15 protein-coding genes and 1 pseudogene are annotated in these 14,275 nt (G+C 69.3%); 10 read left to right on the top strand and 6 right to left on the bottom strand.

Annotated elements, in window-relative coordinates; genetic code table 11:
* The first annotated feature begins 8 nt into the window (after window positions 1-8).
* Window positions 9-455, top strand: coding sequence for an NUDIX hydrolase (locus BLR21_RS33295; protein ID WP_090012517.1), 447 nt, complete (start codon window positions 9-11; stop codon window positions 453-455).
* Here BLR21_RS33295 and BLR21_RS44560 read toward each other — a convergent pair.
* Both BLR21_RS44560 and BLR21_RS33305 read right to left on the bottom strand, forming a co-directional pair.
* Complete coding sequence (locus BLR21_RS44560) at window positions 442-1,542, bottom strand: endonuclease (protein WP_338061082.1); 1,101 nt, start codon at window positions 1,540-1,542, stop codon at window positions 442-444. The two genes, BLR21_RS33295 and BLR21_RS44560, sit on opposite strands and share 14 nt — an antisense overlap.
* A gap of 132 nt (window positions 1,543-1,674) precedes the next feature.
* Window positions 1,675-2,178 (bottom strand): DinB family protein, encoded by a 504-nt coding sequence (locus BLR21_RS33305; protein ID WP_090012403.1) that lies wholly within the window; start codon window positions 2,176-2,178, stop codon window positions 1,675-1,677.
* 117 nt (window positions 2,179-2,295) lie between these two features.
* Between BLR21_RS33305 and BLR21_RS33310 the strand changes: the two genes are divergently transcribed.
* The 3 genes and pseudogenes from BLR21_RS33310 to BLR21_RS33315 all read left to right on the top strand — a co-directional run bounded on the left by BLR21_RS33310 (window position 2,296) and on the right by BLR21_RS33315 (window position 4,796).
* Window positions 2,296-3,375, top strand: coding sequence for a GNAT family N-acetyltransferase (locus BLR21_RS33310; RefSeq protein ID WP_476737560.1), 1,080 nt, complete (start codon window positions 2,296-2,298; stop codon window positions 3,373-3,375).
* Between the two features lie 15 nt (window positions 3,376-3,390).
* Window positions 3,391-3,531, top strand: a pseudogene (locus tag BLR21_RS44760) (YqeB family protein); the annotation flags it as partial.
* A 122-nt stretch (window positions 3,532-3,653) separates the two neighbouring features.
* Complete coding sequence (locus tag BLR21_RS33315; RefSeq protein ID WP_090012408.1) at window positions 3,654-4,796, top strand: cysteine desulfurase-like protein; 1,143 nt, start codon at window positions 3,654-3,656, stop codon at window positions 4,794-4,796.
* Here BLR21_RS33315 and BLR21_RS33320 read toward each other — a convergent pair.
* Window positions 4,789-6,402 carry a hypothetical protein gene (locus BLR21_RS33320; protein WP_090012411.1) on the bottom strand — a complete coding sequence of 538 codons (1,614 nt, stop codon included), beginning with the start codon at window positions 6,400-6,402 and terminating at the stop codon, window positions 4,789-4,791. The two genes, BLR21_RS33315 and BLR21_RS33320, sit on opposite strands and share 8 nt — an antisense overlap.
* A gap of 96 nt (window positions 6,403-6,498) precedes the next feature.
* Between BLR21_RS33320 and BLR21_RS33325 the strand changes: the two genes are divergently transcribed.
* Window positions 6,499-6,684, top strand: a complete 186-nt coding sequence (locus BLR21_RS33325; RefSeq protein ID WP_030476799.1) for a hypothetical protein — start codon at window positions 6,499-6,501, stop codon at window positions 6,682-6,684.
* Window positions 6,671-7,591, top strand: coding sequence for a YihY/virulence factor BrkB family protein (locus BLR21_RS33330; RefSeq protein ID WP_256335102.1), 921 nt, complete (start codon window positions 6,671-6,673; stop codon window positions 7,589-7,591). The genes BLR21_RS33325 and BLR21_RS33330 overlap by 14 nt, the downstream gene beginning before the upstream one ends.
* Here BLR21_RS33330 and BLR21_RS33335 read toward each other — a convergent pair.
* Entirely contained in the window at window positions 7,562-7,927 is a 366-nt protein-coding gene (locus BLR21_RS33335) for a hypothetical protein (protein ID WP_090012417.1), read from the bottom strand. The genes BLR21_RS33330 and BLR21_RS33335 overlap by 30 nt on opposite strands.
* 61 nt (window positions 7,928-7,988) lie before the next feature.
* On the opposite strand from BLR21_RS33335, the gene BLR21_RS33340 reads away from it, so the two are divergent.
* Window positions 7,989-8,732 (top strand): GNAT family N-acetyltransferase, encoded by a 744-nt coding sequence (locus BLR21_RS33340; RefSeq protein WP_218131043.1) that lies wholly within the window; start codon window positions 7,989-7,991, stop codon window positions 8,730-8,732.
* A gap of 261 nt (window positions 8,733-8,993) precedes the next feature.
* Here BLR21_RS33340 and BLR21_RS33350 read toward each other — a convergent pair whose 3' ends face one another.
* Window positions 8,994-10,259, bottom strand: coding sequence for a helix-turn-helix domain-containing protein (locus BLR21_RS33350; RefSeq protein ID WP_090012419.1), 1,266 nt, complete (start codon window positions 10,257-10,259; stop codon window positions 8,994-8,996).
* 92 nt (window positions 10,260-10,351) lie between these two features.
* Between BLR21_RS33350 and BLR21_RS33355 the strand changes: the two genes are divergently transcribed.
* On the top strand, window positions 10,352-11,107 hold the full coding sequence (locus BLR21_RS33355) for an EI24 domain-containing protein (RefSeq protein WP_090012522.1): 756 nt from the start codon (window positions 10,352-10,354) through the stop codon (window positions 11,105-11,107).
* Here BLR21_RS33355 and BLR21_RS33360 read toward each other — a convergent pair.
* Window positions 11,097-13,058, bottom strand: coding sequence for a beta-propeller domain-containing protein (locus BLR21_RS33360; RefSeq protein WP_090012421.1), 1,962 nt, complete (start codon window positions 13,056-13,058; stop codon window positions 11,097-11,099). The two genes, BLR21_RS33355 and BLR21_RS33360, sit on opposite strands and share 11 nt — an antisense overlap.
* Before the next feature lie 144 nt (window positions 13,059-13,202).
* On the opposite strand from BLR21_RS33360, the gene BLR21_RS33365 reads away from it, so the two are divergent.
* Complete coding sequence (locus BLR21_RS33365; protein ID WP_090012423.1) at window positions 13,203-13,577, top strand: FKBP-type peptidyl-prolyl cis-trans isomerase; 375 nt, start codon at window positions 13,203-13,205, stop codon at window positions 13,575-13,577.
* Window positions 13,578-13,715: 138 nt separating this feature from the next.
* Window positions 13,716-14,246 (top strand): YbaB/EbfC family nucleoid-associated protein, encoded by a 531-nt coding sequence (locus tag BLR21_RS33370; RefSeq protein ID WP_090012426.1) that lies wholly within the window; start codon window positions 13,716-13,718, stop codon window positions 14,244-14,246.
* The last annotated feature ends 29 nt before the right edge of the window (window positions 14,247-14,275 follow it).

Raw genomic sequence — 14,275 nt, forward strand, 5'->3', positions numbered from 1 at the left:
TGGACAGTATGAAACGGTCGGCCGGAATCCTGCTCTTCAGAAGGCACGAGCAGCTGGAGGTGCTCCTCGGGCACATGGGCGGCCCGTTCTGGGCCCGCAAGGACGCCGGCGCGTGGTCAGTGCCGAAGGGCGAGTACACCGAGGACGAGACGCCCGAGGTGGCCGCGCGCAGGGAGTTCGAGGAGGAGCTCGGGCTGCCGGTGCCGGACGGCGAGCTGATCCCGCTCGGCGAGGCCAAGGGCTCCGGCAAGGTCATCACGGTCTGGGCGCTCGAAGGCGACCTGGACCCCGCGACGGTCACGCCCGGCACGTTCGAGATGGAGTGGCCGCCGAAGTCGGGTCAGCGCAGGACGTTCCCCGAGGTCGACCGCGTCCAGTGGTTCGGCGTGGAAGAGGCGAGCGCGAAGATCGTCTCCGCGCAGCGCCCCTTCCTCGAACGCCTTACGGCCAAATAGAGTCCGCCCACCGGTAGTTGTCGATGAACGGATTGCGGTTGCGCTGGTAGCTGTCGAAGATCACCTGGTTGCGGCGCTGCTCGAACGCGTCCGGCGGGTCCTGCAGGTTCCACTGCTTCAACACCGACAGCTTGCCCATGTACGGCTGTGAGCCGTTGGACGTCGAGTTGTTGAGCTCCAGGTTCAACTGGTCGCCGCTTTCGTAGCGCACGGCCATGTAGAACAGCATGCGCGCGACGTCACCCTTCACGGCGTCGCGCGGCTCCCACGAGTCGGCGTCGAAGACGTTGCCGGGCGCCTCCGGGTGGGTCTGGTTGCCACCGTTGTCGAAGTCCAGGTTGCCTCGAACCGCGTTCACCGTCACGTCTTCGGGCCGCAGGTGGTGCAGGTCGGTACCGGGCTGGGTGTTGGTGTCGAAGGGACCGTGCGACTGGGGCCAGACGTGCTCGCGGTTCCAGTCGTTCTGGTCGCCGCCGTTGGCCGTCTTCGAGCGGGAGGTGCCGCTGTAAAGCAGGATCACGTTCGCCGAGTTGTCCGGGTCCTGGTCGGTGACCTTCAGCGCCTCCCAGACCTGCGCGTAGGTCAGCCTGGTCTGGCTGCGGATGATGCCGTTCAACGCCGACTTCAGCGCCGCACCGGACTTGCCGCAGGCCGCCGCGTAGTAGGCGAGGCAGTTCGAAGGCGGTGCCGTCGTGGTCGGCGGCGGTGTGGTGCCGGCGAACGCGAACGCCGTGGTCGAGGTCAGCCCGGCGTGCGAGAAGTACGCGCTCAGCGAGCCCGTCACGTCGATCTGCCTACCCAGCAGCGACGGGTTCGACCTCATGCCCCACGCCGCACGGAACGACGAGGTGATCTGCACGTAGACCATGCTCGAAGTGCTGGTCGTGGACGCCGAGTCCGCGAGCGCGAGCGCGTAGTCGTTCGGATAACCCGAACGGATGACGGTCGTCGTGGCCGTGGGTTGGCCGACGACATAACCGCGGACGGTCGCCGACGACCCGTTCTGGGTCGCGATCGCCTGCGCGACAGTGAGCGGGGCTGCTGCGACAGCGGCGGTCGACCCGTACAGGCCGACCGCCGCCAGCAAACCGACGACTAAAGCAAGTGGACTCCACCGCGCCATGAGCACTCCCCGATCGTGTGGATGTTTTGCACACGATCGATGTACATGGTCAACGGATGGTTAACGAGCGGTCACGGGACCAGGTCGATACAGGCTCTAGCTCTCCCTCAGGTACAGATCACGGAGTAGCGCGACCTCCGCGAGGTGGTGGATCACCTCACGGTTGATGTGCAACACCAGCGTCGCCATGGGCTCCTCCGCGAACGGTCCCTCCGCCGGCCCGACGGCCTTCGACAGGTCGGCCGTGCGCGCGCCGGCCATCCACCCCTCGTACGCGTCGTCCAGCTGTTTCAACGCCTCGTCGGCGCTCTGAGCGAACTGCCAGGTCGCGTAGTCGGCCGGTGGGCCACCGAAGTGCGAAGCCGTGCGCGCGTTGAACACGCCGACGATGATGTGCGCCATCCGCCACGCGATCGTGGTGACCGGCGTCGGTTCGGGCGCCGGGTACTGCCAGTCGATCGAGTTGTCCTCCTGGATGGTCCACGCGCCGGGCACGGGCTGCCAGAGGTACTCCTCGTCCGTCAGCCCTTCCAGCCGCGGCCGCGCCTGGACGGTCCAGTGGAACTCGAGCTGGTCCGTCAACTGCTTGTTCCAGTCCATGCCGCGACCGTAAATCCGTTTGCGGACAACCACCGCCCTGGAAACACTGCGACCGTGGAAATCCGTACCTCGCGACCGGAAGACCTTCCCCAGATCGAGAATCTCATCGTCTCGCGCATGGACCCCAGTGACGGCGTCGACGCCCGCCTGCTGATGACCGATCCGGACGCGGGCTGCGACTGGGTCGGAGTCGCCGACGACGACGGCCGGATCGTCTCCACCCTCACGTTGATGGACGAGACGGTGACGCTGGCCGGCCTGGACATCCCGGCAGGGCAGATCGAACAGGTCGCGACCGACACCGAGTACGAGGGCAGGGGCCTGGTGCGGCAGCTGATGAGCTGGGCGCACGACAGGTCGGCCGAACGCGGTCACCTGCTCCAGTTCGTGATGGGCGTCCCGTACTTCTACCGGCAGTTCGGCTACACCTACTCGATCCCGGTCAAGCAGAACCGGCCGCTCGCCACCAGGCCGAAAGCCGTTGCGGGACACACGATCCGGCGCGCGACCGAGGCCGACATCCCGGTGCTGGACAGGCTCCAGGACGACGCCCAGCAGGGTGCGGACCTGCGCGTGGCCCATGGCACGCCGTGCTGGCGCTGGCTGATCGACCGCACCGGCTCGACCACGTGGATCGTCGACCGCGACGGCATCCCGGTCGCCACGGGCCGCAGCACGCCGGAGGAAGAGGGCGACGTCGTGCTCGGCGAGATCGCCGGCATCGACGACGACGCCGTGAAAGCTCTGGTGACACTGGTGAACCCGGCCGAGATCGGCGAACGGCACCCGGCGCTGGAGGAACACCTGGAGGCCAGGCGACCGGACCTCGACCAGTACCTGGTGCGCATCCCCTCCATCCCGGAGCTGCTGGAGCACCTGCGGCCGGTCTTCGCACAACGTCTGCGAGGCCACGAGCCCGACGACGTGGTGCTTGGCTTCTACCGCACGCACGTGCGCTTCCGCTGGGACGGCACCGAGATCGGCCCGTACGAGTGGGGCCGCACGTTGCTCGGCCCCGGCGCGCAGGGCGGCGCGGGCATCGCCCCGGACCTGCTGGCGCCGCTGCTGTTCGGCCCCCACGGCATGGACGGCCTGCGCCGGATCTTCTCCGACGTCTACCCCGGCCCGAAACCAGCGTTGATGACCAGGCTGTTTCCGCCGGTCACGAGCGATCTGCTGACCTTCTACCTCCCATAACCCGAAACCGAGCGCTCGGTCGGCCGCGATCAGGTCGAGTCGGTGTTCGCGGACGGCAAGCAGCTCGTGCTGCTCTCCCCGAGCGGCGCCGAACTGGCCCGCGAGAAGTCCGACCTGAGCAGGGCGAGGCTCGAACGGGCCTTCACCGAGCAGGGTTACCGGTGGCGCGCCGCGCCTGTTCGGCAGGCTGATCGACCCGGACTTCGACGCGAACAAACAGGTAAGCACCCTCCGGTTGATCCTTTCCCGATTCGTGGGTGCTCCAGCACCATGAGGGCATGGCTTATGACGTCGCTGCGGTCCGCGCCCACTTCCCCGCGCTGCGCGAGGGTGCCGCGCACTTCGACGGGCCCGGCGGCGCGCAGGTGCCCGACGTCGTGGCCGAGGCGGTCAGGAACACCCTGACCTCGGCGGTCTCCAACCGGGGCAGCGTCACGGCCGCCGAGCGCCGGGCCGAGGAGATCGTGCGGACCGCACGGCGCACGATGGCGGAGTTCCTCAACGCCGGCAGCATCGTGTTCGGGCGCAGCATGACCCAGCTGACCTACGACTTCGCCCGCACGCTGTCGAAGAACTGGCGGCCGGGCGACGAGGTCATCGTGACCAGGATCGACCACGACGCGAACATCAGGCCGTGGGTGCAGGCCGCCGAGGCCGCGCGGGCCACGGTGCGATGGGCGCCGTTCGACCGCACGACCGGTGAGCTGCCCGTCGAGTCGGTGACGAAGCTGCTGTCCGACCGCACCCGCGTCGTCGCGATCACGGCGGCGTCGAACCTGCTCGGCACGCGCCCGGCCATCGCGGAGATCGCGCGGGCGGCGCACGAGGCGGCGGCGTTCGTCTACGTCGACGGCGTGCACTACACACCGCACGTGCCCGTCGATGTCGAGGCGTTGGACGCCGACTTCTTCGTGTGCTCGCCGTACAAGTTCCTCGGCCCGCACCTCGGCGTGCTGGCGGCGGCGCCCGAGCTGCTGGAGACGTTGCGGCCGGACAAGCTGCTGCCGTCGAGCAACGCCGTGCCGGAACGGTTCGAGCTGGGCACGCTGCCGTACGAACTGCTCGCCGGGACGACGGCGGCCGTGGAGTTCATGCGGTCGCTGGAAGGCCTGGAGGAGTACGAGCTCGGCCTCCGCGAGAAGCTGGAGACCGGGCTACGGGAACTCGGCGTGCGCATCTACGGCAAGGCCTCGTCGCGCACGCCGACCGTGCTGTTCTCCGTCGACGGGCTGGACCCGGCCGAGGTCTACCGCAGGCTCGGGGCCGAGGGCGTGAACGCGCCCGCCGGCCACTTCTACGCGATCGAGTGCTCGCGGTGGCTCGGCCTGGGCGACAAGGGCGCCGTGCGGGCGGGCATCGGGCCGTACACCGACGAGTCCGATGTGGAGCGTCTGCTCCGGGCCGTGGCCAAGCTCAGATGAACAGCACCAGCGCGGCGTAGACCGCGCCGACGAGCACGCTGATGTTGAGCTTGCGCGTCACGCGGCCGCCGGGGTGTTCGGCGATCAACGACCGGGCGCGCGCCCACATCACCTTCTCGCCCGCCTCCCTGTCCGGCAGGTGCGGTGTCGTGAGAACGTCGCCGTGCGGGCCGAACGCGAGCATGAGCTGGGGGCCGGACCGCCGCACGCCGTGCAGCTGCGCCCATGGCACGCGGTAGGTGAAGATGCCGGTGTAGAGCACGACCGAGTTGTGGTCGAGACGCAGCATCGGCTGGAACCGCGTCACCGCCGATAGCACGCACTGCACGCCGATCAGCCCGAGCACGATCAGCTCCGGATAGGACTTCAGCGCGATCAACGCCCCGGCGGCGCCGAGCAGCAGCGCCACGCCCTCGATCCGCCGCCGGTCGCCCGGCCAGATCGCGTGCGGCAGGTCGACCGGTGTGCCCGCGGTGACCGGCAGGCCCGGCAGGTGTGCACTGTGGACGGTGTGGCGCGGGCGGACGCGGTTCAGCGTGCTCGTCGCCATGACCTCTCCCTCGACCAGCAACGCCACCTGGCCGCCGTGGTGCCACTCCCCCGCGACGAGGACCTCGGCCGGGTCGAGCCTTGGCGGCGGGTCCTCCTCGCCGCGCCACACCCGGCCGAACTGCTCGGTGTCGTGGTAGAGCGGTTCCTCCAGCCCGAGGTCGGCAAGCGTGGTGACCGTGGCGACGTCCTCCTTGCCGTACCGCAACAGGATCCGGCGCGGCCCGAGCGGACGCGCCTGCAGCCGGATCGCCTTCACCGGGCCCGACCACAACGCGCGGCGGCGGCGTTCCCGCGCGGCCAGCATGATCGCGAAGAACACGGCGGCACCGCCGATGGTCAGCCACCACGTGACGTCCTCGGGTTCGTTCTCCATCCGCACCCACGTGCCGTCCGCGAGCACCGGCACCTCGTCGCCGACCCGGTAGGACTCCGGCGCGAGCGGCTGGAACGCGGCGCGCTGCCGGTCCGGCAGTTCCACCCACACCTCGTAGGTGTCCTTGATCTCGACGACCTGCGCCTCGACGCGGCTGGCGTTCGCGATGTGCTGCTCGATCGCGGCGTTGGTGAGGCCGTACTGCACGAAGGTCAGGAACCCGAACACGACCAGCAGCACGGCGACCACGCGCAGAACTCCGCGTTGCGGCGGCAGGTCCGGCAGGGAAACGATCGTCGCGCCCGCCGCCTCGTGCTGGTCAGCCCGCGCCCGGACCGTCCACACCGCAACCAACGCACACGCACCGGCGTGCAGCCCGAACGCCAGGTTCGCGACCGCACTGCCGTCGAGCGTGATGTCCAGCGCACCGAACAGCACGCCCATCGCGCAGCCCGTGAGCACGCGGTTGAACAACAGCAGCAACGGTGTCGCCAGCAACGGCACCACGGCGAGAGAGAACAGCGGGTCCGGCAAACACGGCTGCGCGGCCGTGCACGGCGCCTCGTTCGCGCTCACGGTGAAGAAGAAGGCGGCGATCCACCCACCGACGAGCCCGACCTTGGTCACCCACCACGGAACCGCGGCTGCTTGCCAGCGCTGGACGTCCACGGGACCGATCATGACACGTCCGTTGCTCCGAACGGCGCGATTCCCCGTCAACGAAGTGGGTATCCGCACCTCAACACAGTGCTCTACCAATTGGCAGGAGGTGGACACATGCTGGCCATCATCGCCGCGGTCTCGTTCGGCCTCGCCCTGATCCTGGACCTGGCGAAGGCGGCGCTCGGTGAAGTGATCACGGTCAACACCCTGGTCGTGCTCGGACTGTTGCTGCTCGCGTTGCACCTCGCCGGTGTCGGCACCGGTACCCGTTCCTTCGGATGGCGCCGTGCCCGCAGGTAGGACCGTCAACGGCCCCGCCAGGTTGCCGAAAGGCGCCTGGTGGGGCGTTCTCAAGCGGACTGTCAAGGAGTTCGGCGACGACAACCTGACCGACTGGGCGGCCGCGCTCACCTACTACGCGGTGCTGTCGTTGTTCCCCGGCATCATCGTCCTGACGTCCGCGCTCGCGCTGCTCGGCGACGCGACGACGCAGGAGCTGCTGAAGTACGTCGACCAGGTCGCGCCCGGCCAGGCCGGCGACGTGGTCAAGTCGTCCATCGAGGAGCTGCGGAAGAGCCAGAACGCCGCGAGTCTGCTGGGCATCATCGGTCTGCTGACCGCGTTCTGGACCGCGTCGGGCTACCTCGGAGCGTTCATGCGGGCCTGCAACGCCGTCTACGACGTCGAGGAGGGCCGGCCGTTCTGGAAGTTGGTGCCGCTGCGACTCGCGCTGACGCTGGGCTCGGTGGTGCTGGTGTCGCTCACGCTCGGCGCGCTCGTGCTGACCGGCGGCGTCGCGGACGCGGTCGGCAACGCGATCGGGCTCGGCGACACCGTGGTCACGGTCTGGGACATCGCGAAGTGGCCGGTCATCCTGCTGCTCGTGAGCCTGGCGTTCGCGATCCTGTACTGGGCGGCGCCGAACGTGCGGCAGCCCGGCTTCCGCTGGATCAGCCCCGGCAGCCTGCTCGCGATCGTGCTGTGGGCGCTCGCGACCGTCGGTTTCGCGGTCTACGTGGCGAACTTCGGGTCCTACAACAAGACCTACGGCTCACTCGCCGGCGTGATCGTCTTCCTGGTGTGGCTGTGGATCTCGAACATCGCCGTGCTGCTCGGTGCCGAGCTCGACGCGGAGCTGGAGCGCGGCAGGAGGCTCGCGCAGGGCGAGAAGGATCCCTCACCCGAGCCGCGTGATCTCCCCGGGTAGCTCGGCCTCGACCGCCGTCCACACCCCGTCGGGCCCGGCCTCGATGCGTTCGGTCGTGTCACCGGGGACCAGCACCCACAGCTGGTCCTTCTTGGACAGCCACACGACGCCGATGCCGTCCGCCCGCGAGCTCGTCGCGTACTCGTAGGACTTGCGGAACACGTCGCCGCCGTTGCGGTCGGTCACCCGTACCTCGCTCGCGCTCTCGGCGTGCGCGACGAACTTCCCGCTCGGCGACTGCTTGGGCGCGCCGGGTCTCGCGAACCGGTCCTCGCCGTCGCCGCCACAGCCGGTGAGGACCAGGAGCAGGGCGACGAGCGCCGCCAGGGCCCTCATGACAGTTCGCTGCGGTAATTGCCGTGCGTCATACCGCCAAAGGTAGCTAGCGTGATCCTTCGTGCTCACCATTCTGGAGAAGTTTTACGACTCTGTGCCCCGGCCGGGATCTCGCGTCGAGGACCACGGTGAGCTGGTGCTGTTCGTCCAGGCGGGCGACGGCTACCCGTACTACGCGCGTCCCCGGTTCCCCGGCGGGCGGCCGACGGTCGCCGACGTGCTGGAGGTGCGCGAACGACAGCTCGAACTCGGTGTGCCCGAAGCGTTCGAGTGGCTGCACGAGACGACGCCGGGCCTGCTCGACGTCGCCCGGCAGGCCGGCTTGAAGGTGCTCCAAGCTCCGTTGCTGGTGCTCGACCCTGAGAAGCTGCCGGAACCGCATCCGCACGTGCGCGTGCTCGGCACGCTGCCTGCCGAGGTATCCGTCGTGGCGGAACTGGCGTTCTCGTCGCCGGGCACGGGACGAGGTGAAGCCGGTGTGGCGGAACGGGACGCGGCGCTCGAAGGCGCCGTCCCGGGGAGCACCCGCCACCGGCACGCGGTGGCCGACCTGCCAGGCGAGGGCGTACTGGCGGTGGGCACCGCGCAACGGGCGGGTGACGTCGTCGAGATCGCGGGCATCGGCACGTTGCCGGCGGCACGGCGGCGTGGCCTCGGTGGCGCGGTCACCGCCGCACTGGCACGTGATGCCCTGGAAAGGGGCGCTGAGCTGGTGTTCCTGTCGGCCGGCAGCCAGGAGATCGCGCGGGTCTACGAGCGCGTCGGGTTCCGCCGGATCGGCACGGCCTGCATCGCCTCGACCTAGTGGCACCCGGAACAGGCAGTCGACGCACGGCATACCGGACGGCCGGGCTAGCAGTTCGGCCTCGCCCTGACGGATGAGCTCGCCGCAGTAGGCGGTCAACGCGAGCGGCGTCTCGTCGTCAGGCACGGGCACGAGGTGGCACGTGCGTTGTGTCTCACCTACGACACCCGCACGCTTGCGGACCAGCAATACAGCCATGCGTAGAGCGTGGTGGCCGCACGGTGGTTTGCGGGCCACGTATGCGGAACTCGCATACAGCGACTACCGGAGCTGCGCCGTGAGCTCGGCCATCGCGGGCGTCGCCGCCCACGGCCCGAGCCTGGCCAGCTCGTTCACGATGAGCTGCGAGCCCGTCACACGGGCCAGGTCCAGCGCGACGAACCCCAGCTCGACGGCCCGTTCCACATCACCGGCGGCGGCGTGCGCGTAGGCGAGGGTGGCCGTGTGCACGCCCTGCTCCCACTGGCACGCGCTGCCCCACCGCGGCATGAGCTGCGTGTAGACGTCGATGGCGCGACGATGGTCGGCGAGGTCGACGAGACTCGCGGCGCGTTGCAGCTCGACGTGCAGGTCGGTGAAGCAGTAGCCGATCGAGTACTCGTCGGACTGCGGCGGAGGCACCTCCAGCACCAATGCCTGCGCGAGGTCGAACCGCGCCATGCACGCGTCCTGGCCCGCCCGTGCGAGACCGCGCGCCTCCTGCCGCAACGCCATCGCGCGCACGACCGGGCTCGCACCGGTCTCGCGTTGTGCGGCGCGCGCCAGGCCGATGACGCGGTCGTCGTCGCCGTCCGCCTCCGCGAGCTGGCTCAGCCGCACGTAGCAGTACGCGACGACGTCCCTGTCGTCCGCGGCCTGCCCCTGCTCCAACGCCCGTGACGTCCACGCGGACGCGTTGCGCAGGTCCCCGACCTCCTCGTGCAGCCAGCCGAAGAACTCCGCGTACATCGCGCCCGTGCCGAGCAACCGCCGACGGACTTCGCCACGCGCGTTGCGGCGCAACGCGTCGATGACGTCGTACATGCTGCGAACGGCGGGCATGAGGGCGCCGGTCGCGCGCCAGTTGTGCGCGTCGTTGATGATCCGGCGCAGCACGAGCAACTGGCTCACCGCGTCGTCGTCGTTGTCCGCGTTGAAGACGGCGGAGGCGCACAACGCCATGAGCGCCTTGCCCTCCATGCCGACCACAACGTCGCCCGACCGCATCGGCACCGTGCGGTCGGTCAGTCCGAGCAGGTGGGAGGGAACGCCGAGCAGCCGTTGCAACGTGCGCAGGACGCGCAGGTCGTAGGCGATGTTGCTGCCGGACTCCAGCCGTGAGATCGCCGACTGGGAGAACCCGGCCAGCGCGCCCAGCTCGTCCTGGCGCAGACCGTGGGCCCTGCGCGCGATCGCGATCACGGCGCCGGGCGACTCCGCGGCGACCGCGTCCCGCACGGCCCTCGACTCCCAGGTGGACGGCGGCAGCATCGGCAGCGGACCGTCCGGGACGACGACGGCGTGCACAGCAGGGTCGCTCAACCTCATCGCCTCCCACGCTCGGGGCCGCCATCATGCCGTTCGCGGCGAAAACGCTCCACCTCGTCTCGACAGGGGACGAAACCGACTATCCTGCGCGCGTGATCAAGGACTTCGGTGCCGGTGTCGGTCTGCTGCTGCGTGGGTTCCGCCTGGTGTTCAGCTCACCCAAGCGGGTGCTGGTCGGCGCGTTGCCCGCGGTCATCACGACGGTGCTGATGATCACCGGCTGGGTGTTCCTGCTCACGAACATCGACGCGATCGCCGGGTGGCTGACGGGCTTCGCGGACTCGTGGAGCGACACCTGGAAGAACGTCGCCGAGGTCGCCGTCGGAATTTCGGTGATCGCGGCCGGGCTGGGCCTGAGCGTGCTGCTGTTCACCGCGATCACGATCATGATCGGCGGCCCGTTCTACGAGTACATCTCCGAAGAGGTCGAGGACGAGCTCGGCGGTGTGCCGGAGGCGGAGCAGATCGGCTGGTGGCGCGGGTTCCTCGTGGGGCTGCGCAGCACGCTGCTGCTCGTCGGCACGTCGATCCTGTTCGCGATCCCGCTGTTCCTCTGCGGGTTCATCCCCATCGTCGGGCAGACGGTCGTGCCGGTGCTGGCCGTGTGCATCAACGGCTATCTGCTCGGCATCGAACTCACCGGCATCCCGTTCACCCGCCGCGGCCGGTCGTTCAAGCAGCGCAGGCAGATCCTCGCGACGCGGCGCGGGCTGGTGCTCGGGCTCGCCGTGCCCACCTACCTGCTGTGCCTGGTCCCGCTCGCCGCGCTGGTCGTGATCCCGGCGGCGATGGCAGGCGGCACGGTGTTGTCGCACCGCCTGCTCAACGGGGACCGCGCTACCGCGTGAACGGCAGCCAGGCCTGCTGGGCCAGGCCGTTGCGCGCGTTGACCTGCACGCCCGCGCTGGAGATCGACCACAGCTGGTCGCCGATCACGATCGTGCGCCGCTGCCCGCCGCCGTAGTCCTGACTGGACGGTTCGACGATCTTGCCGGCGTCGCGCAACTGGTTGCCGTCGACGCGCAGCACCAGCGAGGAGACCTCGTAGTGCGCCTTGTACGACGCCACGGGGATCACCAGCGTGCCGTCCTGCGGCCAGAAGAGGAACGCGTGCGGGTCGAACTGGGCCTCGGAGCTCGTGTCCGGCAGGTGGTACTGCGCGATCCGTTGCGGTGACGCGGGATTGGCCACGTCGAACAACGACACCTGGGTGCCCGTCGTCCGGCCCTGGTCGGTCGCCTCCTGGCCGACGCCGATGAGCTTCCCGTCACCCGCCGGGTGCAGGTAGGCGGAGAACCCGTTGATCTTCAGCTCGCCCGTCACCCTGGGCTGCCTGGGGTCGCTCAGGTCGAGTGTGTAGAGCGGGTCGGTCTGGCGGAACGTGACGACGTAGCCCATCCTGCCGATGAACCGCACGCTGTAGATCCGCTCGCCCTTGCCCAGTCCGCCGGCCTGGCCGAGCTTCGTGAGCTGGTTGCCGTCGCGGCGCAACGTCGTGACGAAGCTCTCCGACTGCGGTGGCGCGGGTTGCCGCTGCGGCAGCAGTTCCGCCGGCATCCGCCAGCAGCAACGGGTTTCGGTGCCCGTGGTGGTGGCGACGCGCAGCACGCCGTCATGCTCGGACAGCGAGTACTGGTTGAGCAGCGTGCCGTTGACGTCGCCGGACGCGACGTGCTTCGGCGGTCCGGGCGCGCTGATGTCGAACTGGTGGATCGCCGTCGTGATCGGGCGCTGCACCGGTGGCCTGGAGGGGAGTTCGGGCAGCAGGCGGTGGTCGTCGGCGATGTAGAGGCTGCGGTCGGTGCCGTAGACGGTGTCGCCGTCGGCCACGATCGAGACCGGCTGTCCGGTGCCCAGCTTGCCGGAGAGCTCGAACGTCAGCACGGTCAGCATCGACGTCCCCGAGTGCACCACGGGGTGGCTGACGTTCGCGCAGTCGACCAGGGTTCCGCTCGACTTGGCGCCGCTCTCGTCGAGTTCGTAGCGCGGCAGCCACGACGTGATGGGCTCGCTCTGCAGGATCTCCCTGTTGCGGCGCAACGATCCCGCCTCGTTCGTCTTCTGGTCCGGGTACACCCACGGCATGCGCGGCTGCGAGCGGACGACGACGCGGGCGGTGCCGCCGATCTGGCGGGCGTCGAGGTAGAAGCCGTCGGTCTTGAGGCTGCTGATCTCCTTGAGCCCCTTGAGGTCCACCAGAACGAGCTCGGTGCCGGACTGCGGAGCGAACGACGGGCGGCCGGGTGGCAGCGTCGGCTCCAGCATCGGCACAGGGCTTTCGGTCACCACCAACCCGCGGTCGCCGGAGACCAGTAGCTGGCTCGCACGGCGCTCACCGAGGTCGACGGTGCCGGTGACGGCCTTGCTCGCCACGTCGATCACGCGCAGCTTGCCGTCGGCGATGGAGAAGACGCGTTTCCCGTCCGTCTTCACGATGTCCGGCTCGTCGACGCCCTGCTCGTGGACGTTGGTCGTCGAGTGGCCCTGCTGCTGCGTGGGCGGCGTGGCAGTGCGCGCGTCGGGCACGCTCTTCTGCGCGACCCCCGCGCTGTTGTCCGTCGCCATGCCCTCGGCGAACGTGACGTTGCCGCCCCCGAGGCCGTACGCGCTGACGTACGGGGCCATGGCACGGCGGAGTTCGGCCACCGCGTTGTCGCACGAGTCGAACGCGACGAGACGCACCGGCCCGTGGTCCACGATCGGTGGTGGCGCGGGGATTTCGTCCCGCACCGCGGAGCTCACACACACTCCGGCGACGGCCAGCACGGCGGCACCGGCCAACAGCTTCTTGCCGTTCATGTCTTCAGGACGTAAGCGAGGCCGGGAAGGGTTGCCGCCCTTCCCGGCCTTTCTCCGCAGCTGCTCCGCGTAGGCCATTCGGCCGCGCGCGCCCCCGCGTGATTGGATCGACCGCGAACAACCCCGTTCCGAGAGGAAGTTGTGATGGCCCCCACGAAGCCTGAGGTCGACCCGCACGACGGCCCGGCGCCCGCCGACCTGCTGATCGAGGACATCACCGTTGGCGACGGTGCGGAGGCCACGGCCGGTCAGTTCGTCTCCGTGCACTACGTCGGTGTGTCGCACTCGTCCGGTGAGCAGTTCGACGCGTCCTGGGACCGCGGCGAGGCGTTCCAGTTCCCGCTCGGTGGCGGCCGTGTCATCGCCGGCTGGGACCAGGGCGTCCAGGGCATGAAGGTCGGTGGCCGCCGCAAGCTGGTCATCCCGCCTCACCTGGGCTACGGCGACCGCGGTGCCGGTGGCGTGATCAAGCCCGGCGAGACGCTGATCTTCGTCGTCGACCTGCTGGGTGTGAACTAGTCGAGCGAGCGGCGTTCCACTGATCCGATCAGTGGAACGCCGCTTGGTCTGCACGGCCGATTTGGTCCCGGTGTGGAACTGGACCGGATCGGGCTGCGTCATCCTTTGAGTCCGTCGCCGCCTCAGGAGGGAACACAGGTGCCCGAGGACATCGCCGGGTCCGAGCAGATGCTCGCGAACTGGAACCAGAACATCCAGGAACGCGCCGCGCGCTATCAGGAGATGGCGACGCGCGTGCAGGGGATGACGATCTCCGAGCGCTCCGCGGACGGTTCCATCGAGATCCTGGTCGGGTCCAACGGGATCCTGCAGAACCTGGTGATTCAGGAGTCCGCCTCCGGCAAGCGCATGTCCGAGGTGAGCGGCGAGATCATGAAGCTGCTGCAGCGCGCGCAGTCCCGGATTCCCGAACTGCTGCAGGAAGCCATGGCCGAGACGATCGGCACGCAGGACGAGACGGCCAACGTGTTGTTCGACGAGGCCAAGAAGAACTTCCCCGCGCCGCCCGCCGAGGAGCCGGCGCGCACGCCGTACGACCGCAACGAGATCAACTTCCGGGTCGAGGAAGACGCTCCGCCGCCGTCGCGGCCGACGCCGCCGCCTCCCCCGCGCCGCCGCCGGCCGCCGGATGACGACGACGACTTCGGCGGGCAGTCCGTGCTCTCCTGATCTTCCTGTCCATTGCTCGAACTTGAGGG

The organism is Lentzea albidocapillata subsp. violacea (assembly GCF_900100275.1).
Lineage (GTDB): Bacteria > Actinomycetota > Actinomycetes > Mycobacteriales > Pseudonocardiaceae > Lentzea > Lentzea violacea.

Coding starts and splice junctions, on each gene's coding strand:
- BLR21_RS33335 (WP_090012417.1), bottom strand. CDS start 7,927: ATGAGGGCCCTGGCGGCGCTCGTCGCCCTGCTCCTGGTCCTCACCGGC.
- BLR21_RS33295 (WP_090012517.1), top strand. CDS start 9: ATGAAACGGTCGGCCGGAATCCTGCTCTTCAGAAGGCACGAGCAGCTG.
- BLR21_RS33320 (WP_090012411.1), bottom strand. CDS start 6,402: ATGATCGGTCCCGTGGACGTCCAGCGCTGGCAAGCAGCCGCGGTTCCG.
- BLR21_RS33365 (WP_090012423.1), top strand. CDS start 13,203: ATGGCCCCCACGAAGCCTGAGGTCGACCCGCACGACGGCCCGGCGCCC.
- BLR21_RS33305 (WP_090012403.1), bottom strand. CDS start 2,178: ATGGACTGGAACAAGCAGTTGACGGACCAGCTCGAGTTCCACTGGACC.
- BLR21_RS33350 (WP_090012419.1), bottom strand. CDS start 10,259: ATGAGGTTGAGCGACCCTGCTGTGCACGCCGTCGTCGTCCCGGACGGT.
- BLR21_RS33325 (WP_030476799.1), top strand. CDS start 6,499: ATGCTGGCCATCATCGCCGCGGTCTCGTTCGGCCTCGCCCTGATCCTG.
- BLR21_RS33315 (WP_090012408.1), top strand. CDS start 3,654: ATGGCTTATGACGTCGCTGCGGTCCGCGCCCACTTCCCCGCGCTGCGC.
- BLR21_RS33360 (WP_090012421.1), bottom strand. CDS start 13,058: ATGAACGGCAAGAAGCTGTTGGCCGGTGCCGCCGTGCTGGCCGTCGCC.
- BLR21_RS33310 (WP_476737560.1), top strand. CDS start 2,296: ATGGACCCCAGTGACGGCGTCGACGCCCGCCTGCTGATGACCGATCCG.